Origin of the sequence: Salmonella sp. 5800 (genome assembly GCF_046558195.1) — a bacterium.
GTDB classification, from domain to species: domain Bacteria; phylum Pseudomonadota; class Gammaproteobacteria; order Enterobacterales; family Enterobacteriaceae; genus Salmonella; species Salmonella enterica.
Genome location: NZ_JBGDOX010000002.1, coordinates 156,191 through 181,985, shown reverse-complemented (window position 1 = coordinate 181,985; position 25,795 = coordinate 156,191). Strand labels below are relative to the sequence as shown.

22 protein-coding genes are annotated in these 25,795 nt (G+C 54.1%); 10 read left to right on the top strand and 12 right to left on the bottom strand.

The window, feature by feature from the left end:
- Nucleotides 1-101 precede the first annotated feature (101 nt).
- From rclA to rclC, 3 genes are all read left to right on the top strand, one after another.
- Nucleotides 102-1,427, top strand: coding sequence for a reactive chlorine resistance oxidoreductase RclA (gene rclA / locus ACLJZ5_RS05865; RefSeq protein ID WP_024797978.1), 1,326 nt, complete (start codon nt 102-104; stop codon nt 1,425-1,427).
- Nucleotides 1,428-1,583: 156 nt separating this feature from the next.
- Nucleotides 1,584-1,820, top strand: a complete 237-nt coding sequence (gene rclB / locus ACLJZ5_RS05860) for a reactive chlorine resistance periplasmic protein RclB (RefSeq protein WP_023220881.1) — start codon at nt 1,584-1,586, stop codon at nt 1,818-1,820.
- Between the two features lie 12 nt (nt 1,821-1,832).
- Nucleotides 1,833-2,393, top strand: coding sequence for a reactive chlorine resistance membrane protein RclC (rclC, locus tag ACLJZ5_RS05855; RefSeq protein ID WP_000362177.1), 561 nt, complete (start codon nt 1,833-1,835; stop codon nt 2,391-2,393).
- 78 nt (nt 2,394-2,471) lie between these two features.
- Here rclC and ACLJZ5_RS05850 read toward each other — a convergent pair whose 3' ends face one another.
- Nucleotides 2,472-3,647, bottom strand: a complete 1,176-nt coding sequence (locus ACLJZ5_RS05850; protein WP_001033457.1) for a DnaJ family molecular chaperone — start codon at nt 3,645-3,647, stop codon at nt 2,472-2,474.
- 325 nt (nt 3,648-3,972) lie between these two features.
- Here ACLJZ5_RS05850 and pheP point away from each other — a divergent pair, with 325 nt between their 5' ends.
- Complete coding sequence (gene pheP / locus ACLJZ5_RS05845; protein ID WP_024798507.1) at nt 3,973-5,367, top strand: phenylalanine transporter; 1,395 nt, start codon at nt 3,973-3,975, stop codon at nt 5,365-5,367.
- Nucleotides 5,368-5,408: 41 nt separating this feature from the next.
- Here pheP and ACLJZ5_RS05840 read toward each other — a convergent pair whose 3' ends face one another.
- Nucleotides 5,409-6,656: a mechanosensitive ion channel family protein gene (locus tag ACLJZ5_RS05840; RefSeq protein WP_024798001.1), complete on the bottom strand. Its 1,248-nt coding sequence runs from the start codon at nt 6,654-6,656 to the stop codon at nt 5,409-5,411.
- Between the two features lie 310 nt (nt 6,657-6,966).
- On the opposite strand from ACLJZ5_RS05840, the gene ACLJZ5_RS05835 reads away from it, so the two are divergent.
- Nucleotides 6,967-8,937 carry an autotransporter domain-containing esterase gene (locus ACLJZ5_RS05835; RefSeq protein ID WP_024798000.1) on the top strand — a complete coding sequence of 657 codons (1,971 nt, stop codon included), beginning with the start codon at nt 6,967-6,969 and terminating at the stop codon, nt 8,935-8,937.
- A 267-nt stretch (nt 8,938-9,204) separates the two neighbouring features.
- On the opposite strand, the gene nfsB is transcribed toward ACLJZ5_RS05835, so the two are convergent.
- The 3 genes from nfsB to ACLJZ5_RS05820 all read right to left on the bottom strand — a co-directional run bounded on the left by nfsB (nt 9,205) and on the right by ACLJZ5_RS05820 (nt 10,904).
- Nucleotides 9,205-9,858, bottom strand: coding sequence for an oxygen-insensitive NAD(P)H nitroreductase (gene nfsB, locus ACLJZ5_RS05830; RefSeq protein WP_024797999.1), 654 nt, complete (start codon nt 9,856-9,858; stop codon nt 9,205-9,207).
- A 96-nt stretch (nt 9,859-9,954) separates the two neighbouring features.
- Nucleotides 9,955-10,323 (bottom strand): MmcQ/YjbR family DNA-binding protein, encoded by a 369-nt coding sequence (locus tag ACLJZ5_RS05825; protein ID WP_024797998.1) that lies wholly within the window; start codon nt 10,321-10,323, stop codon nt 9,955-9,957.
- Nucleotides 10,323-10,904 (bottom strand): TetR/AcrR family transcriptional regulator, encoded by a 582-nt coding sequence (locus ACLJZ5_RS05820; protein WP_000113609.1) that lies wholly within the window; start codon nt 10,902-10,904, stop codon nt 10,323-10,325. The genes ACLJZ5_RS05825 and ACLJZ5_RS05820 overlap by 1 nt, the downstream gene beginning before the upstream one ends.
- Nucleotides 10,905-11,192: 288 nt before the next feature.
- Here ACLJZ5_RS05820 and ACLJZ5_RS05815 point away from each other — a divergent pair, with 288 nt between their 5' ends.
- Nucleotides 11,193-11,534: a RamA family antibiotic efflux transcriptional regulator gene (locus ACLJZ5_RS05815; RefSeq protein WP_000155633.1), complete on the top strand. Its 342-nt coding sequence runs from the start codon at nt 11,193-11,195 to the stop codon at nt 11,532-11,534.
- A gap of 5 nt (nt 11,535-11,539) precedes the next feature.
- Here the strand turns inward: ACLJZ5_RS05815 and ACLJZ5_RS05810 are convergent, their stop codons facing one another.
- The 4 genes from ACLJZ5_RS05810 to ACLJZ5_RS05795 all read right to left on the bottom strand — a co-directional run bounded on the left by ACLJZ5_RS05810 (nt 11,540) and on the right by ACLJZ5_RS05795 (nt 15,992).
- On the bottom strand, nt 11,540-11,788 hold the full coding sequence (locus ACLJZ5_RS05810) for a DUF1158 family protein (protein WP_000682497.1): 249 nt from the start codon (nt 11,786-11,788) through the stop codon (nt 11,540-11,542).
- A gap of 66 nt (nt 11,789-11,854) precedes the next feature.
- Nucleotides 11,855-12,973, bottom strand: a complete 1,119-nt coding sequence (locus tag ACLJZ5_RS05805; RefSeq protein WP_024797997.1) for a YbdK family carboxylate-amine ligase — start codon at nt 12,971-12,973, stop codon at nt 11,855-11,857.
- Nucleotides 12,974-12,984: 11 nt separating this feature from the next.
- On the bottom strand, nt 12,985-13,689 hold the full coding sequence (gene entD / locus ACLJZ5_RS05800) for an enterobactin synthase subunit EntD (protein WP_024797996.1): 705 nt from the start codon (nt 13,687-13,689) through the stop codon (nt 12,985-12,987).
- Nucleotides 13,690-13,736: 47 nt separating this feature from the next.
- Nucleotides 13,737-15,992 (bottom strand): TonB-dependent siderophore receptor, encoded by a 2,256-nt coding sequence (locus ACLJZ5_RS05795; protein WP_023206874.1) that lies wholly within the window; start codon nt 15,990-15,992, stop codon nt 13,737-13,739.
- A 188-nt stretch (nt 15,993-16,180) separates the two neighbouring features.
- Here ACLJZ5_RS05795 and fes point away from each other — a divergent pair, with 188 nt between their 5' ends.
- The 4 genes from fes (at nt 16,181) to wzz(fepE) (ending at nt 22,911) form a co-directional block, all read left to right on the top strand.
- The gene (gene fes, locus ACLJZ5_RS05790; RefSeq protein WP_024797995.1) at nt 16,181-17,395 is read left to right on the top strand and encodes an enterochelin esterase; all 1,215 of its coding nucleotides are present in this window, start codon (nt 16,181-16,183) and stop codon (nt 17,393-17,395) included.
- Between the two features lie 30 nt (nt 17,396-17,425).
- The gene (locus ACLJZ5_RS05785) at nt 17,426-17,644 is read left to right on the top strand and encodes an MbtH family protein (RefSeq protein ID WP_001529054.1); all 219 of its coding nucleotides are present in this window, start codon (nt 17,426-17,428) and stop codon (nt 17,642-17,644) included.
- Nucleotides 17,641-21,525 (top strand): enterobactin non-ribosomal peptide synthetase EntF, encoded by a 3,885-nt coding sequence (gene entF, locus ACLJZ5_RS05780; protein ID WP_024797994.1) that lies wholly within the window; start codon nt 17,641-17,643, stop codon nt 21,523-21,525. Before ACLJZ5_RS05785 ends, entF begins: the two co-directional genes overlap by 4 nt.
- Before the next feature lie 249 nt (nt 21,526-21,774).
- A complete protein-coding gene (gene wzz(fepE), locus ACLJZ5_RS05775) occupies nt 21,775-22,911 on the top strand; it encodes an LPS O-antigen length regulator Wzz(fepE) (protein ID WP_001529067.1) in 1,137 nt (378 codons plus the stop codon).
- 53 nt (nt 22,912-22,964) lie between these two features.
- Here the strand turns inward: wzz(fepE) and fepC are convergent, their stop codons facing one another.
- Genes fepC through fepD form a run of 3 tightly spaced genes read right to left on the bottom strand, consistent with a single transcriptional unit; the run spans nt 22,965 to nt 25,752 of the window.
- On the bottom strand, nt 22,965-23,759 hold the full coding sequence (gene fepC, locus ACLJZ5_RS05770) for an iron-enterobactin ABC transporter ATP-binding protein (RefSeq protein ID WP_000140623.1): 795 nt from the start codon (nt 23,757-23,759) through the stop codon (nt 22,965-22,967).
- Complete coding sequence (gene fepG, locus ACLJZ5_RS05765; RefSeq protein ID WP_000480053.1) at nt 23,756-24,745, bottom strand: iron-enterobactin ABC transporter permease; 990 nt, start codon at nt 24,743-24,745, stop codon at nt 23,756-23,758. Before fepG ends, fepC begins: the two co-directional genes overlap by 4 nt.
- A complete protein-coding gene (gene fepD, locus ACLJZ5_RS05760) occupies nt 24,745-25,752 on the bottom strand; it encodes a Fe(3+)-siderophore ABC transporter permease (protein ID WP_024797993.1) in 1,008 nt (335 codons plus the stop codon). Before fepD ends, fepG begins: the two co-directional genes overlap by 1 nt.
- Nucleotides 25,753-25,795 lie beyond the last annotated feature (43 nt).

The following is a 25,795-nucleotide window of genomic DNA, read 5'->3' as shown; positions in this document are numbered from 1 at the left end:
GACGATAAGACAAAAATTGGCGCGTTACGGATAACCCTGTCTTTTTTGACGTTATTTATACTTGTCCTGACAAACAGATGGTGATTTGGCGGAGAAAGAAGATGACACAGTATCAGGCGCTCATTATTGGTTTTGGCAAGGCAGGAAAAACGTTGGCGGCAACTCTGGCGAAGACGGGATGGCGCGTGGCGATTATCGAACAGTCCGCCAGTATGTTCGGCGGAACCTGCATCAACATTGGCTGTATTCCAACGAAAACGCTGGTGCATGATGCGGAACGTGAGGGCGATTTTTTTGTCGCCATGCAACGTAAAGCGGCGGTCGTAAATTTTTTACGCGACAAAAATTTTCATAATCTTGCCGACCTGGACAATGTCGATGTGATTGAGGGAAGGGCGGAGTTTATTGATAACCATACCTTACGGGTATTTCAGGCGGACGGCGAGCGGGTGTTACGGGGAGAAAAGATCTTCATTAATACTGGCGCAGAGTCGGTGATCCCGGCTATTACGGGCTTAACAACGACGGCAGGGGTGTTCGATAGCACCGGGCTACTCAGCCTGAGCCAGCGTCCGGCGCGCCTGGGGATTTTAGGCGGCGGTTATATTGGCCTTGAATTTGCCTCAATGTTCGCCAACTTCGGTACGAAGGTCACTATCTTTGAAGCAGCGCCGCAATTCCTGCCTCGTGAAGATCGGGATATCGCGCAGGCAATTACCCGTATTTTACAGGAAAAGGGCGTCGAGCTGATTTTAAACGCCAACGTACAGGCCGTATCCTCAAAGGAGGGCGCGGTACAAGTAGAAACGCCGGAAGGCGCGCATCTTGTGGATGCCCTGCTGGTGGCGTCGGGGCGAAAACCGGCGACGGCTGGCTTACAGTTGCAGAACGCCGGCGTGGCGGTGAACGAACGCGGCGGGATCATCGTGGATGATTACCTGCGTACCACGGCGGACAATATCTGGGCGATGGGCGACGTTACCGGTGGGTTGCAGTTTACCTATATTTCACTGGATGATTTTCGTATTGTACGCGACGGGTTATTGGGAGATGGCAAACGCAGTACCCGCGATCGCCAGAACGTTCCGTATTCCGTCTTTATGACGCCGCCGCTCTCTCGTGTCGGGCTGACGGAAGAGCAAGCGCGGGCAAGCGGCGCAACGGTGCAGGTGGTGACATTACCGGTGGCGGCGATCCCTCGCGCCCGTGTTATGAACGATACCCGTGGCGTACTAAAAGCGGTAGTGGACGTGAATACGCAGCGTATTGTAGGGGTGTCATTGTTATGCGTCGATTCTCATGAAATGATTAATATCGTTAAAACCGTTATGGATGCAGATTTACCTTATACGGTGTTACGCGACCAGATATTTACCCATCCTACAATGAGTGAGTCTTTAAACGATCTCTTCTCTCTCATTAAGTAAAACATAAATAACGTAGCCCTGTTAATCAGGGCTTTTTTTTGCCTGTCAGGCTATAAAAATACGCCAGGACAAATATGCTGGCGTCTGAAAGAAAAGGCTTTAGTCAGGCGTAACGTATTATAACACCATTGAAATAACCCACGACTGGAAATCTCGATGTTAAAAATTACCACGCTTATTGCTTCATTATTGGCTGCGCCGCTGGCGTTTTCCGCCTCCGCCCAGCCGCTAACTGACGTTGAATATATCAGCGTTTCTGCGGTGGCAGCAACGCCGTCAATGCTTGAAGACGCTATTGCCAGACTGGCGCAAAGTAAACAGGCGTCGTCATGGAAAATTACGTCCATGCGTATTGATAATACGGGTTACGCCACTGCGATATTATATAAATAAGGAGAGCCTGAGATGGATAAATATCTTCGTCTGTTAAGTCAGGGGGATCGGCTGGGATTAACATTAATTCGCCTGAGTATCGCCATCGTTTTTATCTGGATTGGACTACTAAAATTTGTGCCCTATGAGGCAGACAGTATTACCCCGTTTGTAGCGAACAGTCCGTTTATGTCTTTTTTCTATGAACATCCTGAAGAATATCGTCAGCATCTGACTCATGAGGGCGAACTAAAACCGGAGGAACGCGCCTGGCAAACGGCCAATAATACGTATGCGTTTTCGGATGGTCTGGGCGTGGTGGAATTGATTATCGCGGCGCTGGTACTGGCTAACCCTGTCAGCCGCTGGTTAGGGCTGGCGGGCGGCGTGCTGGCATTCCTGACGCCATTTGTCACGCTGTCGTTTTTAATCACCACGCCGGAGGCCTGGGTTATGCCGCTGGGCGATGCGCATTATGGTTTTCCGTATTTATCGGGCGCCGGGCGGCTGGTATTAAAAGATACGTTAATGCTGGCAGGTGCGGTGATGATCATGGCGGACTCCGCCCGTTCGTTACTTTTACAGCGACAGTAGCGCCCCTCTTACCCTCTTTATGCCGCGATTCGTCGGGTGGCGCTTGCGCCATCCGACAATTTATTGATGAATGATGGACTACCCTGACAGAAGTTCCTGTTCCACCTGTTGAACCTGCGCCTCCAGCGTATTGCGAATTTCGGTTAGCGCCCGTTCCTGCTCGGAGAAATAGGCTTCCTTATCCGCAACGGAAGAGGCGAGCCGCCAGGCGTTTTCCGTTTCCAGTTGCGTTATCTCTTTCAACAGCGCGTCGATTTGCGTGCGGAGCTGGCGTATTTTATGGCGCAGATGTTCCAGATTATTTAGCCTGTCGCTTGCCATCATCGGTTCCAGGCCGCTTTGCAGCTGCGTCAATAACGCGCGAATTGCCGCCAGATCGGCATTCTGCCGCGCCTGATTAAGCTGTACCATCATCTGGTGCGCTTTTTCTTTCAATTCATCGGCGACCACATCCGGGTGACACAGGCGGCTGGCCTGACGCCACAAACGTTTCAATTCACTGCGTTCGTCAGCCGACAAACGTTGATCGCGGGCGTAGCGGAATTGCGCTTCCTGCTGCTGCTCCCGATACTGGTGATAGTCCTGTTCCGCATTTTCCTGCGCCTGGCGGAATGCGCTGTCGTCCTGATGGGAAAAATCCGCTTCCAGCTCGCGAATTTCCGCCAGCAACGCGGTGATTAACTCCGTCTGCTGCTGGATTCGCTGACGGATGCCCACCGCCTCGCGCGAGGCGGCATTCAATCCTGTCCACTGCTGTTTTAGCGTTGCCAGTTGATCCACGGCCTGGGAAATAAATTGCAGGCAGGATTGATAATCCTTTTCCCGGCGTTTTATTTCGGCTTCTTGCTTACGCTGCATACTCACCGCGAGCTGTTTACGCAACTCCAGAATACGGCTCATCAACGGCCCGAGGCGCAGATGATAGAGATCGTTGAAATCGTCGAGGATTTGTACCCGCGCATTTCGTTTGTCAATCAGATCGCGAAGCTGGGCTTCAAGCGCTTTCAGCTCCAGTTTACTGGCGGCAATAGAGGGATCTTGCCACGTCGAGAGCGCCCGTTGAGCCTGTAGCCAGGCGGCGATCTCTTGCATGGCGTCACTGAATCGACGAGCTTCAATCGCCTGGGCAATCGCGCTGATTACGGCATCCTGCGGCTCATTTTTCAGGTAGATGAGCTGCTGACGGATAATCTCTTCGTCCTCAAGTTCAATGGCGCTTTTGATGATCTCTAAACGTTTGATGATCTTATTCATGACGTTGATGCCTGGCGTGGCTCAAAAACGGATAACAGATACCAGGTCTGATTCACCTTTTTGAAAATACTGAAAAAATACTAAATGTATTCTGTAGGGTGTCGTACTTTTCGTCCAGAGTTATTCACATATTTTATACCCAGCGTCTGTCACCTGTAACGTTCTATATCGGCGCGCACTCTTTTCTTTTTACTCCCCGCGACATCTTTTTTTACAAGATAACGTTAACGTCCGGAGTTGAGCCTTGACAAACGATTGCGCCTTGCGGCAGCGAGAGCGAAATGTTAAAAGGTGCCCCTCAATAAAAACGATACAGGGGTAGGACGTGAAAAACGCGTCAACTGCATCCGGCGCCAGCGTGTCGGATGCCGCGTCGAATAATGAACCGACGCTTCAACGGGGGTTGCAAAACCGCCATATTCAGCTAATCGCGCTGGGCGGCGCCATTGGCACCGGACTGTTTTTGGGCATCGGCCCGGCGATTCAAATGGCGGGGCCGGCTGTTTTGTTGGGCTATGGCGTTGCCGGGATTATCGCTTTTCTCATTATGCGCCAGTTGGGTGAAATGGTCGTGGAAGAGCCGGTTTCCGGATCGTTTGCCCACTTCGCCTGGAAATATTGGGGGCCGTTTGCGGGCTTTTTGTCGGGCTGGAACTATTGGGTCATGTTTGTGCTGGTCGGGATGGCGGAGCTGACCGCGGCGGGCATCTATATGCAGTACTGGCTGCCTGACGTACCAACATGGATATGGGCGGCGGCGTTTTTTATTATCATTAATGCCGTAAATCTGGTGAACGTTCGTCTGTATGGCGAAACGGAATTCTGGTTCGCGCTCATTAAAGTGCTGGCGATTATCGGCATGATAGGTTTTGGTCTGTGGCTGCTGTTCTCCGGCCACGGCGGCGAACATGCCAGCATTGATAACCTCTGGCGTTATAACGGTTTCTTCGCTACCGGTTGGCATGGTTTGCTTCTGTCGCTGGCGGTGATTATGTTTTCTTTTGGCGGACTGGAGCTGATCGGCATTACTGCGGCGGAAGCGCGCGATCCGCAAAAAAGCATTCCGAAAGCGGTGAATCAGGTGGTATACCGTATTTTGCTGTTCTACATCGGTTCGCTGGTGGTGTTGCTGGCGCTCTATCCGTGGGTAGAGGTGAAATCCAATAGCAGCCCTTTTGTGATGATCTTCCATAACCTGGACAGTAATGTGGTGGCTTCGGCGTTGAATTTCGTTATTCTGGTCGCGTCGCTTTCGGTGTATAACAGCGGCGTTTATTCGAATAGCCGAATGCTGTTCGGCCTGTCCGTACAAGGCAACGCGCCGAAATTTTTAACCCGCGTCAGCCATCGCGGCGTACCGGTGAACTCGCTGATACTTTCCGGAGCGATTACCTCGCTGGTGGTGCTGATCAACTATCTGTTGCCGCAAAAAGCGTTTAGCCTGTTGATGGCGCTGGTTGTCGCGACGCTATTGCTAAACTGGATAATGATCTGTCTCGCGCATTTACGTTTTCGCGCGGCGATGCGTCGTAAAGGGCGCGAGACGCAATTTAAGGCGCTGTTCTATCCCGCCGGAAACTATTTGTGCATTGCGTTTCTGGCGCTGATTCTGGTGTTAATGTGTACGATGGACGATATGCGATTGTCGGCGATTTTGCTGCCGGTATGGATTGTATTCCTGTTTATCGCGTTTACAGTTTTGCGCCGTAAGGCTCATTAACTTTTTTGCCCGATCCCATGCTCATGCGATCGGGCAATCCATTAATGCCGCAATGTCCCTGACAGCGCGCGAATATCGCTGCCGGTCGGCGTCTGATGAATACGCAAGCCGAACTCTTCCACCACCGCAAATATATGGTCGAAAATATCGGCCTGAATGCTCTCATATTCCAGCCACACGACGGTATTGGTAAAGGCGTAGATCTCTATCGGCAAACCATGATCGTCAGGCGCCAGTTGGCGTACCATCAGCGTCATGTCTTTACGGATGCGCGGATGGTGGCGTAAATATTCGTTCAGATAGGCGCGAAATGTCCCGATATTGGTCATTCGGCGGTGATTTAAGGCTGATTCCGGCGCATCCAGTTGTTTATTCCATTCATCGATTTCCTGATGACGGCTGGTAAGGTACGGCTTTAACAGGTGCGCGGTTAACAGCCGCTGTTTTTCATCATCATCCAGAAAATGGATACTGGTCGCGTCAATATTAATGCTGCGTTTAATCCGGCGCCCGCCGGACGCAGACATGCCGCTCCAGTTTTTGAACGAGTCGGAAACCAGCGACCAGGTGGGAATGGTGGTGATGGTATTATCCCAGTTGCGTACTTTTACCGTGGTTAAACCAATATCAATGACCGCGCCATCTGCGCCATATTTCGGCATTTCCAGCCAGTCGCCCAGTTTGAGCATATCGTTGGCGGAAAGCTGTATACCGGCAACCAGGCCAAGAATCGGGTCTTTAAAGACCAGCATTAATACCGCGGCCATCGCGCCCAGCCCGCTGATTAAAATTGCTGGTGACTGGCCAATCAGTAGTGAGATCATCAGAATGCCGACGATAATTGCGCCGATGAGCTTAATGCCCTGAAATATTCCTTTTAGCGGCAACTGAGAGGCGGCAGGCCATTTTTGCGATAGATTGAAAATCACGTCCAGCAGAGAAAATAACGACAGCAGGGCGTAGGTCATAATCCATAATTGCGCGCAGGTCGTCAGGATATCCGCAGCCTCACTGCCTTTTTGTAGCCAGAGCGCGGCCTGAATATTGACAATGATGCCTTGCAGCGTAAAAGCCAGACGATGGAATAATTTATTCTGGGTAATAATTTGCAGCCACAGGCGGGAACTGGCGCTGGCACGTTTTTCGAAAGCGCGCAGTACTATCCAGTGCAAAATAATATGCACGACAACTGCTGTCAGAAAAATAATACCAAATATCACCACCAGCGACGTGGTGTGATTCATTTCAATTCCCGCTAAATCTTCTACCCGGGATATCAATTCCTGCATAATCTCTCCTTTATAAACAGCAGCCTATGATGACTGCTGAATGGCATTTATGCAAATCAGGACGCCTGCGCTTCAGGCATAATCAGCAACAGACGGGTAAAAGCGCTTCAGGGGTTATCCATACGCTATATTTTATCCAGCGCCCTATAAACGTCGTTATTTTACGCGGTTCCCTCTTTTTGAACAGGCGCCAGTTCGTCAACAATGGATGAAAACATTTTAACCAGAATGCTTAAAACGATTGCAATGTTTCTGTCGGATGATGATTAGCACCGTCGTACCTATCAACAATAACATTAAGGAACATCGGATGACCCAAAAGCGTACCCTGCTAAAATACGGCATACTCTCGCTGGCGCTGGCCGCGCCATTATCTGCCTGTGCGTTTGACTCTCTTACGGTATTTGGCGATAGCCTTAGCGATACCGGGAATAACGGTCGCTGGACCTGGGATAGTGGTCAAAATAAGCTCTACGACGAACAGTTGGCCGAACGATTTGGGCTGGCATTAAGCCCTTCCAACAATGGCGGTTCTAATTATGCCGCCGGCGGCGCGACGGCGACCCCGGAATTAAACCCGCAGGATAATACCGCGGATCAGGTACGGCAGTGGCTTGCCAAAACGGGGGGAAAAGCCGACCACAACGGTTTGTATATTCACTGGGTCGGCGGAAACGATCTGGCGGCGGCCATCGCGCAACCAACCATGGCACAGCAAATAGCCGGTAATAGCGCCACTAGCGCGGCGGCGCAGGTAGGGCTGTTACTGGATGCCGGCGCCGGGCTGGTCGTGGTGCCAAACGTACCGGATATTAGTGCGACGCCAATGCTTCTGGAGGCGGTAATCACCGCCGGGCTGGGCGCAGCGGCGCCTCCGGCGCTAAAAGCGGCGTTAGACGCGCTGGCGGGGGGATCTACGCCCGATTTCGCCAGTCGGCAACAGGCGATCCGCAAGGCGTTGCTGGCGGCGGCTGCAACGGTAAGCAGCAATCCATTTATTCAGCAACTGCTCGTTGATCAACTGCTGGCGGGCTATGAAACGGCGGCAGAGCAGGCGTCAGCTCTGACCGATTATTATAATCAGATGGAAGAGAAGGGGCTGGAGCAACACGGCGGCAATATAGCCCGTGCCGATATCAACGGCCTCTTTAAGGAAATTCTTGCCAACCCGCAGGCGTTTGGTCTGACAAATACCGTAGGTATGGCCTGCCCGCCGGGCGTATCCGCTTCGGCGTGCTCCTCGGCAATGCCTGGATTTAATGCATCACAGGACTATCTGTTTGCCGATCATTTACATCCCGGTCCGCAGGTCCATACCATTATTGCGCAATATATCCAGTCGATCATTGCCGCGCCGGTACAGGCGACATACCTGAACCAAAGCGTTCAGTCGATGGCGCAAGGCAGTCGTACCACGCTTGACAGCCGTTATCAGCAGCTTCGCCAGGGGGAAAATCCTGTTGGTTCACTGGGCATGTTCGGCGGATACAGCGGGGGATATCAACGTTATGATAATAATGAGGCCGACGGGAACGGTAATCATAATAATCTGACGGTTGGCGTCGATTATCAGCTTAACGAGCAGGTACTGCTGGGAGGGCTGATAGCCGGTTCTCTGGATAAGCAACATCCTGACGATAATTATCGTTATGATGCCCGCGGTTTTCAGGCCGCCGTATTCAGCCATTTGCGCGCCGGTCAGGCGTGGCTGGATAGCGATTTACACTATCTGTCCGCTAAATTCAGTAACATTCAGCGCAGTATAACGCTCGGTGCGCTAAGACGGGTGGAAGAGGGCGAAACCAACGGTCGGCTGTGGGGCGCGAGGTTAACCAGTGGTTATGATTTTGTCATGATGCCGTGGTTAACGACCGGACCGATGCTGCAATATGCATGGGATTACAGCCACGTTAATGGCTATAGCGAGAAGCTCAATACCAGTACATCAATGCGTTTTGGCGACCAAAACGCCCATTCGCAGGTGGGTAGCGCTGGCTGGCGTCTGGATCTTCGCCACAGCATCATTCACTCCTGGGCGCAGATTAATTATCGCCGTCAGTTTGGCGATGATACGTATGTGGCGAACGGCGGCCTTAAATCGACCGCGCTGACGTTTAGCCGCGACGGAAAAACGCAGGATAAAAACTGGGTTGATATCGCGATTGGCGCAGATTTTCCGCTGTCGGCAACGGTGTCCGCTTTCGCCGGGCTGTCGCAAACGGCAGGGTTAAGTGATGGCAATCAAACCCGTTATAACGTTGGGTTTAGCGCCCGATTTTGATGACATGCCAGGGAGGGCCAACCCCGTGGTGACAATATCGCCATCGTAGGCGCAAACCGGTGTCACGCCGTTTTCTCCTTCATCCAGATAGGGGGTATCCAGATATGGCAAACGGCGTGCCAGTTTTAAATGTTATTTATTTTTCAATGGGTTGAGAGAGGAAGTTAACACTAGCGATGTAAAACCTGGCACTTCGCGCCATTGATCATTGAGGAACCTGGCAGAAAGGTGAAAAAAGCCGGACGGGCGTCCGGCTTAGGCAGGGGATTAAACTTCCGTCAGTGTGGTTTCAAGCGGCAGACGTGATTTCGGCAGCCCGGCGTTGAAATCCTCGACGCTATGATGGCCGACTGGCACCACGACCAGACTGGTATAGCCTTTTTCTTTCAGACCAAATTCAGCGTCAAGCACCTCGGCGTCGAAACCTTCAATGGGGACGGCGTCGAGACCCATCGCGGCGACGCCCAGCAGAAAGTTGCCGACGTTCAGATAGACCTGTCTCGCCATCCACTGGTGGTCATCTTTCAGCGAGACGCGGTGCATATCGGCGAAAAAGCGGCGACCTTTATCATTTGCCGCTTTAGCTTCCGGCGTAGCGAAACGGCCATCGGCATCTTCCTGATCGACCACCCGTTGCAGCCAGGCGTCGTCCATCGCGGTTTTCGCGCAGAAGACCACCACATGGGAGGCGTCCAGCATTTTGCGTTCGTTGAACGTGTAGTTTCCGGCGGCGGATTTTGCTACGCGCGCTTTGCCCTCTTCCGTACTGGCGACAATAAAGTGCCACGGCTGGGAATTGGTGCTGGAGGGGCTGTACTGTAGTAGTGTTTTTATTTTATCCGCTTCTTCGGCGGTCAGTTTTTTGCTGGGATCGAACGCCTTAGTGGAGTAGCGCTGTAAGGCGACAGAAACGATATCCATAAATGCTCCTGGTTGGTTTAGTACCCTTTTGTATCAGCAGGGTACCGGGTTATCGGTAAAAAGATAAGGGAGGAAAATGCGAAAACGGTTATTGCATCAGCGCGGCCGCAGGCGCAGTTGCTCTCTTTTAGGCAGCCCGTCTACGACCAGATTCCATGAGGCATTTATCAAATCGTTGAGTAGCGAGACGGTGATATCCTCGCCCGCATAGACTGAAATCCAGTGTTTCTTATTCATGTGATAGCCAGGCGCAATGCTGGGGTAAATTTGTTGATTTACCAGGGATTTTTGGGGGTCCGACTTCAGGTTCACCACTGGGCGACAGTGATGTTCAGTGAAAAGCATGAATATTTTGCCGCCGACTTTAAACACATCGTACTGTGGGCCGAAAGGCCAGCAGTGTTCGGTAAAAGGCAGTTCCAGCGCAAAGCGTTTTGCACAGGCGTGCAGTATTTGACCGTCCATTATTGCTCCTCGCGAGTCAGCGCGCGCCACATGGCTTCGAATCCCAGCGCAATATATTCGCCAGCGCGAGCGGGATCGCGCGCGGCGAAATCCATTGTTGTTTCAGCCAGCGCCAGAAAAAGGCCGTCGCCGAAGGCGCGGTACTCATCCGACATAAACACCATCAAAACGGAACGATGACATAAATCGCGCAATTCGGGGAACATATCGTCGGCCCGTTGTTCCGTCTCTTTGGTGAGCTTTTCGCTGACGGCCAGTTGACGGATCGCCCGATGGCGCGCGGGATGGTTCAGACCCCAACTGATGTAACTGTTCCAGATAAAACGAGTCATCATTTTGGCATCGGTAATGGATCGATCCAGCTCCATTATCATTGACTGGCAGAGATCCTGCTTTAAATGCAAATACAACGTGTTAATCAGCTCATCTTTGGTCGCGAAATAGCGAAACAATGTTCCTTCTGCAACACCTGCGTTACGCGCAATCACCGCCGTTGAGGCGGCGATACCGGATTGCGCTATCGCCTGGGTTGCCGCTTCCAGTAATGCTTGTTTTTTGTCTTCACTCTTCGGACGAGCCACTACACGTTACCCTTATGTCTGTAAAAACATGATTGAATCATGCCCGTTGTCGCGTCGCAACGGTGAATGTCAACCTTTGAAAAGTACCTTGACGGCGTATCTTTGCTTTCTATAATGAGTGCTTACTCACTCATAATCAAGGGCTGCCGCATGAAGTGGTAGAAAAGCATATTGCAGGCCATGCGATAAGCTGTCTCACAATTTGTGTGGTTATTACTATGCTTATTGCTGTTGCCGTAAATGTGCGGTGCGGGAGCCGCTGACGAGTTTGATAGAGGGGAGAGCACGATGACCATTTCCGCTCAGGTTATCGACACGATTGTCGAGTGGATTGATGATAATTTGAATCAGCCGTTACGTATTGATGATATTGCCCGTCATGCGGGGTATTCCAAGTGGCACCTGCAGCGCCTTTTTATGCAGTACAAAGGGGAGAGTCTGGGGCGCTACGTGCGTGAACGGAAGCTAAAACTGGCGGCGCGCGACCTGCGCGACACCGACCAGAAGGTGTATGATATTTGTCTCAAGTATGGTTTTGATTCGCAGCAAACCTTTACGCGCATTTTTACCCGCACGTTCAACCTGCCGCCAGGCGCTTATCGTAAAGAAAAGCATGGCCGTACGCATTGAAATGTTTAATCGGCCAGCGAAAACCAGCGCCGCCAGATAAAGCGAATAACATAATATTCCAGCGCGCCGAGCAACAGAAACCATAAACAAAACAACAAAGTATAAAGCTGGTTGAGATCCATAAGATGAAAGATCCCGACCAGTTTTTGCGCCAGCGCAAGGCCGAGCGAAGGGGCGGGCAGCAGCAGGCTGGAGAGCAACGCCATCAGCAAAATACCGGCAGCGGTCATCAATGATTCAAGCGGGTGTTTCATGGCTTTGTTAAACGTAAGTTAAAACGCCATTGTCCGGGATATCGCCTGGTAAGGCAAATATGCTGTCTATTGTCCCGCCCAGATTTCACAATGTTTTTGTACCAGGCCTATCAGCGATCCGCCGTCGGCAATAAACTCCCGCATATATTGCGCTTCGTTACCGCCTTTTTTCACCTGCAGACGTAGCACGTCAATGGCGCTGTCGGCGCCCAGCTTGCGCGCTGAGGGGGTAACGTTGTCCAGCAGACGCAGCGTATCATCTGCCAGGCGACGGCGGTCGCCGGTATAGGCATCGGTTAGCACGCCCTCCAGACCATAGCGGCAAGCCTGAAAACGGTTGAATTTATATAACAGATAGTCTTGTTCCTGCGGTTTAAAGGGACGCTCGGTCAGCAGCCAGTGCGCGGTCGCCTGAATCAACCCTGCCATATTGATGGCATGATCAAGAGTGAGCGGCGTATCCATCACCCGAACTTCTACCGTGCCAAAGGCCGGGCTGGGGCGGATATCCCAGTGCAAATCTTTGATGCTGTCGATCATCGTGGTGTAAGACAGACGGCGAAATAGTCCGGCAAACTCTTGCCAGTTACTGACCCACGGCATGGGACCGTTATCGGGAAAAGCGGAAAAAATATTCAGGCGCGCGCAGGCAAAACGGGTGTCAGATCCTTGCATATAGGGAGACGCGGCGGAGAGCGCAATAAAGTGCGGCACAAAATGCGACAGCCCGTGTAAAAGATAAATCGCATCGTCGCCGTTCGCGCAGCCGACGTGGACATGCTGACCGAAAACCGTCGCCTGTTGAATTAAATAGCCGAAATTTTCCAGCGTGCGTTGATAGCGCTCATTATCACAGACCTCCTGACGCTGCCATTTTTGAAAAGGGTGCGTACCGCCGCCGCAAATGCCGAGATGGTGTTCCGACGCCGCCTGTAAAATAACGTGCTGCATGGCAGAAAGTTGGGCCGCCGCCTGGTCAATATCGCGGCAGACGCCCGTGGCCATCTCCAGCATACTTTCGGTGATATCGTGCTTAATTTCTCCCGCAGTAAGTTGGGGCTTAACGGCGTCAATCAGCGTAGAAGAGTCCTGACTTAAATCGTAGCCAGGTGGATTGATCACCTGCATCTCCAGCTCAATACCAAGCGTATAAGGTTCAGAAACGTGAAAATCATTCAGCGCCATAGCGATCTCATTTATCGGTGTATTGCGCTAAGTATAGAAGCGGGAGCGCTCCTGTCGTGGGGAAAGCGCGTTATTGCAGAAACAAGAGTAATAACGCTATTGTCACGTTGAAACCATTCTGTACGGACGGTACGTTCAGCCATCGTGGCGGCAAAGGCTGGCAGCAGATGTAACGAGATGTGCGTGGCGGTAAGCGAGGTAACTTTTGCGCTATCGAATCCCGGGAGCGTGACGCGGTCTGAAAAGGCTTTATAAACGCTCTCTTTGGCGGAGAAGGCCAGCGTCAGGGCAAGCGGAAAAGGGAGCGAGCTCGCCTGGAGAATTTGGTGCTCATCGCTATCGATAATGGACGGCGCCAGCTCTGTCGCCGTGTGCTGACTCATGATTTTTTCTATATCAACGCCGACACGTTGTCGGGATATGACGGCCAGCGCCGTTGACGCACAGTGGCTGATGCTGCCAAATAGGCCGTCCGGCCATAGCGGCTGTCGCTTGTCGCCAATACCGGGCACTGTCCTGACGCCCACCTCGCGTAGCGCGTGAACGGCGGCAATGCGGCCTGCCAGATGTTCAGCTTTACGCTTGCGTCCGGCAGACCGGAGCCGATCGTGATGAGGAAGCCATAGCAGGTCGTGTTCGTGAAAGCTGCTCGCATCAAAGTCGACGATATGCAGCCTGTGACCGGCAAAGGGAAGGGGAAAATGAGATGTCCGCATCGTTTTTTGCTAATTCCCTCCCCCGAATGAGGGAGGGAAGGTTGCCATCAGAAATGGGTATTAATGCTCATATACCACGTACGTCCCGGTTCGTTATAGGTGTACGCGCCAGCACCCGCCATATAAGCGCCAGTTTGAGTATCCCTGACGGTTTGCGCGTTACCTTCACGCCACAGACGTTTGTCAAAGAGGTTATCCACGCCACCGGTCAGGCTGACATTTTTGGTCACGTCCCAGGTCGCGCTCAGGCCAACAATACTGTATGGGCTGACCGCTTGCTTATCTGTTCCGGTAACGGGGTTACCCTGATAATCATATTTCTTCGGCTCTTGTTTGCCGTACCAGGTGAAGGTCGATTGCAGAGAAACGTCCTGACGTACCTGCCAGCTCAGGGTTGAGTTAAGCGTGTACTGTGGAATAATCGACAGGCGTTCGCCGGTCTCTTTGTTTTTGCTCTGCAGCATATACGTAACGTTATTCGTCCAGTTGACGGTGTCGCTAACCGGTACGTTTAACGTGCCTTCCAGACCTTCAACGACCGCTTTCGGTACGTTCTCCCACTGATAGACATCCGTTTTGCCGTTGTTGATACGCTGCAACGGCACTGTACCCGCTTCAATCTTATTGCGGTAATCATTGCGGAACCAGGTGATGCCGGCCAGCCAGCCATCGCGTTTAAATTCCAGACCGATCTCTTTATTGATGCTGGTCTCGGCTTTCAGATCATCGTTACCCATCATATAGCAGCCGATGCCGGTACCCGCGCCAGTCGCGTAGCAACCCTGACCTTTGCTATACAAAATATAGTTTGGGTTAGTCTGGTACAGACTCGGGGCTTTATAAGCGCGGGCGATCCCCATTTTCAGGGTAAAGTCATCCCCCAGACCTTGCGACAGGTTCAGCGATGGGCTCCAGTTATCCCCCACAATACTGTGATGATCGAAACGTAGCCCCGGCGTCAGCATGGTGCTGTCGGTCAGTTCCATGTTGTTTTCAGCAAACAGAGAGAAAATTTCCGCTTTTGAATAGGGGCTACGATTGGTACTGCTGTAACCCGGGATATTTCCCCCCATAAAGGTTTGCGAGTTGGAGAGCTCGTCTTTCATACGCTGTTGGGCCCATTCGGTACCCAGCGTCAGGTTTTGATTGACCAGCAGATCGAAAGGAAGGCTCACTTCGCTGTGTAGGGTGACGTCATTCAAATCGGCATCGGCATATTTTTGCGATGCTTTGGGATCGAAAATTCCTTCTGTGCCGCCTGCCAAGCCTTCCGGCATCCGGGAGTTACGGGTATGTTCGTATTGCACCCAGTTACTGGTGGTTACGCCATTATCCCAGCCGCCGTTCCAGGTCAGAGAGTAGTTCTGCCGATAGAGGCGGTTCGTCTCTTTTCCGTAATTATCTTTCACCAGTTGGTTCGTATTGGTGTTCTGAGTATCACCGGCATAGAGGTTGCCCTGGCGACTGTAACCGGCCTCCAGCTCCAGAGACTGAAGCGGAGCAAAATCCCAACGAACCACACCGTTGATATCTTTGTTAATGACCCCCTCGCGTCCTGCCGGTAGCGTGTCGGCGTAACTCCCGGTACGTTCAGACTGATGCCCCTGGTTAATATTACGCGCATCCGCCTGCGTTTTGTCGAGGTTGCCATACAGACGGAAGCTGAAATCCCCGCCCAGCGGGCCATTCAGGCTAAAGTTAGTGCGTTTGGTCGCGCCTTCGTCTTTATGTTCCGGCGCGTTGAAATAGGTATTCCAGGAGCCGTGCCACTCGCTACCGCCTTTTTTGGTAATGATATTGACCACGCCACCCGCCGCGCCGTTGCCGTAGCGTGCGGCGGCAGGGCCACGCAGCACTTCAATGCGTTCGATCATCTCCGGTGGCACCCACGCGGTATCGCCGCGGGTATCGCGTTCGCCGCGCCAGCCCAGGCGCACCGAGTTACGGCTGGTGACGGGTTTACCATCAATCAGGATAAGGGTGTTTTCCGGCCCCATGCCGCGAATATCGATTTGGCGGTTATTCCCGCGCTGACCGCTGGTGGAGTTGCCGGTCAGGTTTACGCCCGGCATGGTGCGGATGATTTCTGACACGTCGCGCGCGGGCGGATTTTTGCGGATCTCATCGGCGGTGATGGTGGATACGCCTGGCGCCTGTAGGTTTTGCTGGGCAGCGGTCACCACGATGGTGTCTTCATTGGTGAGCGCAGTGCTATCGGTTTTTTCTTCCGCCATCACGGGCAGAGCGGCCCCGTAAATCCCTAAATTGACCAGTAAGGTCAGGGAATGAATCTTCTTGTTCATTGTATATCCTGCTTTTCTTTAGCCACATAAGCCAAAGCGCCCGTCAAAGGCATTGGCCGGGTGGTGAAATTGTGTTCGCGCGTCCCATAGCGCGACAATACGCTATTGCAAATGCAAATAGTTATCAATAATATTATCAATATATTTCACCTTTTATATACAAAATTCATAATAAACACAGGGTTATAATGAAAGAGGCGCTGGCAACGGGAAGTGAGGCCTGGTGGAGGACGAAAACCGGGCCGGAATGGATACGGGAAAAAGACGGAAATTATCGGGTCACTTTTTGGTGGCGCGACCCGCAGGGAAACGAAACACACTCCCCGATACGGCGTGTCTGGGTCTATATCACTGGCGTAACCGATCATCATCAAAACGCGCAGCCTCAGACGATGGCGCGTATTGCCGGAACGGATGTCTGGCGCTGGAGCACGGCGCTTAGCGCTAACTGGCGCGGCAGCTACTGTTTTATTCCTACCGAGCGCGATGACGTTTTTGCCGCTTTTGCGCCGGGCGAAACGCCCGATCGGAACGCACTGCGTGAAGGCTGGCGACAGCTATTACCGCAGGCGATTGCCGACCCGCTTAATTCGCAAAGCTGGCGGGGAGGACGTGGTCATGCGGTTTCAGCGCTGGAAATGCCGGATGCGCCCCTTCAGCCGGGATGGGATCGTCCTGAAACGCCGTACTCGCCGCCTTTGATGATGCAGTGGCATAGCGAACGTCTGGGTAACTCCCGCCGCGTATGGATATTGACGACCGGAGACGAGGCGCCGGAGGAAAGACCGTTGGCTATTCTGCTGGACGGTCAATTCTGGGCGGAAAATATGCCCGTCTGGCCCGCTCTCGCCTCGCTGACTCATCAACGCCTGCTTCCCGGTGCCGTCTATCTGCTGATTGACGCGATTGATACTCAACACCGCAGCCAGGAGTTGCCCTGCAATGCCGATTTCTGGCTGGCGGTGCAGCAGGAACTGTTGCCGCAAGTCAGAGCCGTGACGCCTTTTAGCGATGATGCCGGGCGAACGGTGGTCGCCGGACAGAGTTTTGGCGGCCTGTCGGCGCTGTATGCCGGCCTGAACTGGCCGACGCGTTTTGGCTGTGTACTAAGCCAGTCAGGATCGTTCTGGTGGCCCCATCGCATCACCCCGCCGGAGGGGGAAGTCATTACCCGGCTGAAAACCGGCGCATTATGCGCGCGCGGACTGCGTATCGTACTGGAAGCCGGCGTGCGTGAGCCGATCGTGTTTCAGGCGAATCAGGCGCTTTATGCCCAACTGAATACCTCGCAGCAGTCCATTTTCTGGCGTCAGGTTGACGGCGGACACGATGCGCTTTGCTGGCGCGGCGGGCTAACGCAAGGGCTGATGCTGCTTTGGCAGCCGCTTATCGACACGCTTTAACCGGGCACATGTCCATGACAGGAGTTGAGTATGGAATTCAGTAATCCCTTCGATAATCCGCAGGGACAGTTTTACATCCTGCAAAATACGCAGCGTCAATTCAGCCTTTGGCCAGCGGCGTGCGCGCTTCCCGCAGGCTGGGACGTGGTATGCGAACCGCAATCGCAGGACGCGTGCCAGCAGTGGCTTAATACGCGCTGGACAACACTGAATCCGGCGCATTATGCCGATAAGCAGGAGGCGAAATGACGCAGCGTTTACCATTAGTCGCCGCTCAGCCGGGGATCTGGATGGCGGAAAAACTCTCTGATTTACCCTCCGCCTGGAGCGTGGCGCACTACGTGGAACTGAATGGCGAGCTGGATGCCCCCTTGCTGGCAAAAGCGGTAGCGGTAGGGATGCAACAGGCGGATACGCTACGGATGCGTTTTACCGAAGAGAACGGCGAGGTCTGGCAATGGATAGATCCTGAGCGCACCTTCGGCGAGCCCCCGATTGCCGATTTACGCGACCAGCCCGATCCGCATCACGCGGCGCTGACGTTAATGCAGGCGGATTTACGGCAAAACCTGCGCGCAGATAGCGGTAAGCCGCTGGCTTTTCACCAGTTAATCCGCATTGATGATACCCGCTGGTATTGGTATCAGCGCTATCACCATTTGCTGGTGGATGGCTTTAGCTTCCCGGCGATAACCCGCCAGATTGCGGCGATTTATCGCGCCTGGCAGAGCGAGGCCCCTACACCGGAGTCGCCTTTTACCCCCTTTGCGGATGTGGTCGAGGAATATCAGCGCTATCGCCAGAGCGAGGCCTGGCAGCGTGACGGCGCCTTCTGGGCGCAGCAGCGCCGCGAGCTGCCGCCGCCGGCGTCAATGTCTGCCGCGCCGCTGCCGGGGCGGTCGGCGAGCGCGGATATTCTGCGTATGAAATTGAGCGCGCCGGAGGGGGCGTTTCGCCAACTGGCGGCGCACATGCCTGAGATACCGCGAGCGGATCTTGCCCTGGCGCTGGTGACGTTGTGGCTGGGACGATTATGCGGGCGTATGGATTATGCCGCCGGATTTATCTTTATGCGGCGGATGGGCTCGGCGGCGTTAACGGCGACCGGGCCTGTCCTTAATGTGTTGCCGCTGGCGGTTAACCTTCATGCGACGGAAGATCTGCCAACGCTGGCGAAGCGTCTTGCGGCGCAGTTAAAGAAGATGCGCCGCCACCAGCGTTACGACGCCGAACAGATTGTACGCGATAGCGGGCGAGCCGCAGGGGAGACGCCGCTATTTGGCCCGGTGCTCAACATAAAAGTATTTGATTATCATCTGGATCTTCCTGGCATACAGGCGCAAACCCATACCCTGGCGACGGGGCCGGTTAACGATCTTGAACTGGCGCTTTTTCCGGATGAAAACGGCGGTCTGGATATTGAATTGCTGGCGAATGCACAGCGTTACGATGATGCCACGCTCTCCCGCCATGCCTTACGATTGATGGCGCTTATCACGCAGTTTGCGGATAACCCGGCGCTGCGCTGCGGCGATGCGCAAATGCTGCTGGCGGAAGAACAAACGCAATTAACACACCTTAATAATACGGCGGTAACGATTCCCGCCGCCACGCTTAGCGATTTGGTGGCGCAGCAGGCGCAAAAAACGCCAGAGGCTGCCGCGTTGGCAGATGCGCATTATCACTTTACCTACCGTGAAATGCGTGAACAGGTTGTGGCGCTGGCATACGCGCTGCGGGAACGCGGCGTTCAGCCTGGCGATAGCGTGGCGGTGGCGTTGCCGCGGTCGGTTTTCCTGACCTTAGCGCTGCATGGCATTGTCGAGGCGGGCGCCGCCTGGCTGCCGCTGGATACCGGTTATCCTGACGATCGGCTGCGAATGATGCTGGAAGATGCGCAGCCGAAACTGTTAATTACGACTCAGGCGCAGCTGGCGCGCTTTCACGATATTCCGGGGATGGAATATTTGTGTTATAGCCAACCGCTACCGGTCAGTGACGCCACTCCGCTGGGGCTGTCGTTACCGCATCATACCGCTTACATCATTTTCACCTCTGGCTCGACGGGCAGGCCGAAAGGGGTGATGGTGGGACAAACGGCGATAGTCAACCGGCTGCTGTGGATGCAGGATCACTATCCGTTGACGGCGGATGATGTAGTAGCGCAAAAAACGCCGTGCAGTTTTGACGTCTCAGTATGGGAGTTTTTCTGGCCGTTTATCGCCGGGGCGAAACTGGTGATGGCTGAACCGGAAGCGCACCGCGACCCGCTCGCGATGCAACGGTTCTTTGCGCAATACGGCGTCACGACCACCCATTTTGTGCCGTCGATGCTGGCGGCCTTTATTGCCTCGCTCACGCCAGCGTCGGCTGGGAAAAGCTGCGCTTCCTTAAAGCGCGTTTTCTGTAGTGGCGAGGCCCTGCCGACGGCGCTGTGCCGCGAATGGGAGACGTTAACCAACGCGCCGCTACACAATCTGTACGGACCAACGGAGGCCGCGGTGGATGTGAGCTGGTATCCGGCCTGTGGCGATGAGCTGGCGGCTGTTGACGGCAACAGCATCCCGATTGGTTATCCCGTCTGGAATACCGGTTTACGTATTCTCGATGCGCATATGCAGCCGGTGCCGCCGGGCGTGGCTGGCGATCTCTATCTTACCGGTATCCAACTGGCGCAGGGCTATCTGGGGCGTCCGGATCTTACCGCCAGCCGTTTTATCGCCGATCCTTTTGCGCCAGGCGAACGGATGTACCGTACCGGAGATGTGGCGCGCTGGCTGGATTCCGGCGCGGTGGAGTACCTGGGGCGCAGCGACGATCAGCTCAAAATTCGGGGTCAACGTATTGAACTGGGCGAGATTGACCGCGTCATGCAAACGCTGCCGGATGTTGAACAGGCGGTAGCACATGCCTGCGTCTTTAATCAGGCGGCGGCGACGGGCGGGGATGCCCGGCAACTGGTCGGCTATCTGGTGTCGCACTCCGGTTTGCCGCTGGATTTACCGGCGCTGCAGGAAAAATTACGCCAAAAACTTCCCGCGCATATGGTGCCAGTTGTGCTGTTGCAACTGGCCAGCTTGCCGCTTAGCGCTAATGGCAAGCTGGATCGCAAAGCCCTGCCGCTGCCGGACCTGACGCCACGCGTGAAAGGGCGTGCGCCGCAGTCCGCAACGGAGATTGCTGTCGCCGCGGCGTTTTCCCGCCTGCTGGGCTGTGAGATTAACGACGTTGAAAGTGATTTCTTTGCGCTGGGCGGACACTCGCTGCTGGCGATGAAACTGGCCGCGCAGCTAAGCCAGACGTTTAACCGTCAGGTGACGCCGGGTCAGGTGATGGTGGCGTCTGACGTGGCGCAGTTGAGTAAGCTGCTCGATACTGACGATGACGAACGCTCGCGCAATCTGGGGTTCGGGCCGCTGTTGCCGCTGCGTGAAAGCGATGGTCCAACGTTATTTTGTTTCCATCCGGCGTCGGGGTTCGCCTGGCAATTTAGCGTATTATCACGCTATCTTAGCCCGTCGTGGTCGATTATGGGGATTCAGTCGCCGCGCCCCGCTGGCCCTATGCAAACCGCAACCACCCTTGATGAGGTATGTGAACATCATCTGGCGACTTTGCTCGCCCGGCAGCCGCATGGCCCTTATTATTTATTAGGCTATTCGCTGGGCGGGACGCTGGCGCAAGGGATCGCCGCCCGGTTGCGCGCGCGCGGCGAAACCGTAGCGTTTTTGGGGTTACTGGACACCTGGCCGCCGGAAACGCAAAACTGGCGGGAAAAAGAGGCGAATGGCCTCAATCCGGACGTATTGGCGGAAATTGAACGTGAACGCGCAGCGTTTGTCGCCGCTCAGCAGGGAAATGCCTCCGAAGCCTTATTTACCGCCATTGAAGGCAATTATGCGGATGCCGTCCGTTTGCTGACGACGGCGCATAGCGTACCGTTTGATGGACATGCTACGCTCTTTGTGGCGGATAAAACGGTGCCGGAAGGCGTATCGCCTGAACAGAGCTGGTCGCCGTGGATAGCGTCTTTGGCTATTTATCACCAGCCGTGCGCGCATGTAGATATTATTTCTCCCTCCGCTTTTGAAACTATCGGGCCCATCATCAGCGAGCTCATTAATAAATAACGGGCGTTGTTTCTGCCTTTAACAAATTAAATCCTGAAACCCATAATAATTACTAATTATTATGGGTTTTTTATTGCAACGATTAATTCTTTTAACATAAGTGATACATGCTACAGGCAAGTTTAATTCCGAATATTTAGCTTTTCGGGCACTGGCGCGCAAAGAGTGTTTCGGATAATTCTGACTTGCTGTTAGAATCTCTGACAGGAATGTGTTCTTTCATTGGATAAAGTTTTCAGGTCATACGGCATGCCATCTCTTAATGTAAAACAAGAAAAACATCAGTCACTTGCAGGTTACTCACTGCCGCCCGCCAACAGTCATGAAATCGATTTGTTTAGCCTTATAGAGGTGTTATGGCAGGCGAAACGTCGTATTCTTGCTACCGTTTTCGCCTTTGCGTGCGTGGGGTTACTTCTGTCCTTTTTGCTGCCGCAAAAATGGACCAGCCAGGCGATTGTCACACCGGCGGAGTCGGTACAGTGGCAGGGGCTGGAGAGAACGTTGACCGCGCTGCGCGTGTTGGATATGGAGGTAAGCGTTGATCGGGCCAGCGTCTTTAATCTGTTTATTAAAAAGTTTAGCTCGCCCTCGCTGCTGGAAGAATATCTTCGTTCTTCTCCGTATGTCATGGATCAATTAAAAGGCGCGCAAATAGACGAGCAGGATCTTCACCGGGCGATTGTCGTGCTGAGCGAAAAAATGAAAGCAGTGGACAGTAATGCCAGCAAGAAAAATGAAACATCATTATTCACGTCGTGGACGTTGAGTTTTACCGCGCCGACGCGGGAAGAAGCGCAAAAAGTGCTGGCTGGCTATATTCAGTACATCTCTGATATCGTCGTGAAAGAGACGCTGGAAAATATTCGTAACCAGCTGGAAATCAAAACCCGCTATGAGCAGGAAAAGCTGGCGATGGATCGGGTGCGTCTCAAAAACCAGCTTGATGCCAATATTCAACGTCTCCATTATTCGCTGGAAATCGCCAACGCCGCCGGCATTAAGAGACCGGTTTACAGTAATGGTCAGGCGGTAAAAGATGATCCGGATTTTTCTATTTCTCTCGGCGCGGATGGTATTTCCCGCAAACTGGAAATTGAAAAAGGGGTAACGGACGTGGCCGAGATCGACGGTGATTTGCGTAACCGTCAATACCATGTTGAACAACTGGCGGCAATGAATGTGAGCGACGTGAAGTTTACCCCGTTTAAATATCAACTGTCGCCGTCTCTGCCAGTGAAAAAAGATGGCCCGGGTAAAGCGATCATTATTATTCTGGCGGCGTTGATTGGCGGTATGATGGCCTGCGGCGGCGTATTACTGCGTCACGCGATGGTCTCGCGTAAAATGGAAAACGCGCTGGCGATAGATGAACGGTTAGTCTGATTTAAACGAAAAGCCGGATAGCGATTATCCGGCTTTGTCATCTGTGTGAACGACTATCGCCGCCCCAGCGGTACCACCAGCGGCGTCCCGGCAACCGGATCGTCGATAATCATACAGCGCAGCCCATAGATTTTTTCGATAAGCTCAGCGGTAACAATCTCTTTCGGCGCGCCCTGTGCGACAATGCTACCTTCGCGTAATGCAATCAAATGCGTGGCGTATCGGCAGGCTTGATTCAGGTCGTGCAGGACGGCGGCGAGCGTATAACCTTTTTCGCGGTTGAGATCGCTTAACAATTCCAGCAAATCAATTTGATGGCTAATATCCAGCCACGTTGTCGGCTCATCCAGCAGCATGATGGACGTTTCCTGCGCCAGCACCATGGCTATCCACGCCCGCTGGCGTTGGCCGCCGGACAGAGTATCTACGCTTTGCGTCGCCAGTGAGGTGATACCTGTTGCACGCATGGCACTGGCGACGGCGTCGGCATCTTCCTTGCGCCAGCGGGTAAATAACGGCTGATGCGGATAACGCCCTCTGGCGACCAGTTCTTGTACGGTGATATCGCCCGGCGTAGTGGCGTTTTGCGCCAGCAATCCGATGCGCCGCGCCACCTCTTTACTGGCGTAACGCTGTATTTGTTCGCCATCCAGCCAGACATGGCCATCAACAGGCGTCATCAGACGGCTTAGCGTGCGTAGCAACGTTGACTTGCCGCAGCCGTTAGGGCCGATGATGGCGGTAAAATGGCCGTCCGGAATCGAAACATTAAGGTTTTTTGCGACGGTATAGCTGCCATAACCCAGCGTTAACTGGTCACCGCGCAAACGGGCTACGGATTCGGTCATTTTTTGCGGGACTCCTGAATTAACAAGACGATAAGATAAATACCGCCGAGGCTGACGGTGACCACGCCCACTGGAAGCTGATAAGGCATAAACAGTTGCTGCGCGCATGCATCGGCGGCCAGTAGTAACAACGCGCCGCACAGCGCCGACTGGGTTAATCCCCAGCGCGCTGTGCCGCTAAGACGGCGGGCGATGTGCGGCGCGACAAGGGCAATAAACGAGATGGGGCCTGCCAGTGCCGTTGCCGCAGCGGTGAGCGACACCGCCACCAGCATCAGCATCAGGCGTGACCGCTCCACGCTAACACCCAGCGCGCAGGCGCTGTCATCGCCCATCTCCAGCAGCCGCATACGACGCACCAGTAGCGCGGCGCCTGTCAGCATCACAATAATCAGCGGCGCCGAAGGCCAGGTTTTTGCCCATGTCAGACCGTTGAGCGACCCGGCGTTCCATAAGCCGGCGGTGAGCGCCGTTTCCAGCGACGCCTGCAACAGAAGCCAGGTATTAAAGGCGACTAACATCGCGCGGATGCCGATACCGATGATAATCAGCCGGAAAGTTTCAATCCCGTTACGCCAGGCGAGCAGCCAGACAATCAATGACGTGACGATACCGCCCGCCATTGCCGCCAGCGCGATCGCGGTAAGATGCTGGCCAAACAGGACCATTGCGACCAGTACGCCGCTCCAGGCGCCGGTATTAAAGCCCATCACATCAGGGCTGCCTAGGGGGTTACGCATCAACGACTGAAAAATCGCGCCACTGACGCCAAGCGCAGCGCCAATCAGCAGCGCCATTAATACGCGCGGTAGTCGCCATTCGGTTACGACAAGGGTGATGTTACGCGGCGCGTCGCCCAGCAGCGCGGCAATAATCTGCCCGGTCTCAAGAGGCACGGCGCCGCTTTGCAGGCTCCATAAGCCAATGGCGAAGCAGCCAGCCGCCAGAATCAGGCAGCTTACGATAAGCCGACGAGAAAGAAACATCACAGGCCGCCTCCGCTCGATTTACGGCGTACCAGAAAGATAAGTACCGGCGCGCCGATAAACGCACTGACGACCGATACGCGAAGTTCGCCCGGCACCAACAGACGACCAATAATATCGGCAAAAAGCAGCAGAGCAGGGGTTGCCAGTAGCGTCACTGGCAGCGACCAGCAGTGGTCTGCGCCCACCAGCCAACGCGCCATATGCGGCATCATCAGACCAATAAAGGCGATAGGGCCGACCAGCGCCGTTGCGCTGCCGCACAAGACGGTAATCGCCAGTAAACCGATAAGTTGGGTGCGCGCCACTTTACTCCCCAGCGCCGTCGCGGTATCGCTGCCGAGGCTCAGGCTGTTCAGCGCACGGCTCAGAAATAGCGCCACGATCCCAGCGATAACCACGGGCGCAAGCGCGACTTTCAACGTTTGCAGGCTGCGAATATCCAGCGATCCCGCCTGCCAGAAGCGAAGCTGGTCATAGACCTCTGGATTTAACAGCGCGATGCCGCTGGTTAGTCCCTCCAGTACCGCGCCAAGCGCCACGCCCGCCAGTGTCAGGCGGACCGGGCTTAACTGGCCGCCGCCCTGACTACCGGTGAAGGCGACAATCAGCGATGCGATAAGCGCGCCGCTAAATGCCATGAAAAGCTGTTCCAGCGGCGTGGAGAAACCAAACAGCGCCGCGCCCAGTACAATGGCGAAGCTGGCGCCGTTGTTAACGCCCAAAATCCCCGGGTCGGCGAGCGGGTTGCGAGTGAGTGTTTGCATGAGCGCCCCGGCGAGACCCAATGCGCCGCCTGCCAGTAATCCGGCCAGCGTACGCGGCAAACGCGCATCCAGGACGATGGTGCAATCGGCGCTTTGGCACACGCCGGTGAACGCCTCCAGCACGACGGCGGCGGGCAGCGGTTTCGCGCCAATGACCAGGCTTAAAACCGCGGCGAGACTCAGTAATAACAACAATCCGGGCACGGCAAACGCGCGCGTCACGGAAAATGAGCATGACATAGTAACTTCCCTGATAATGATAGTAATTATCGTTATCTATCTT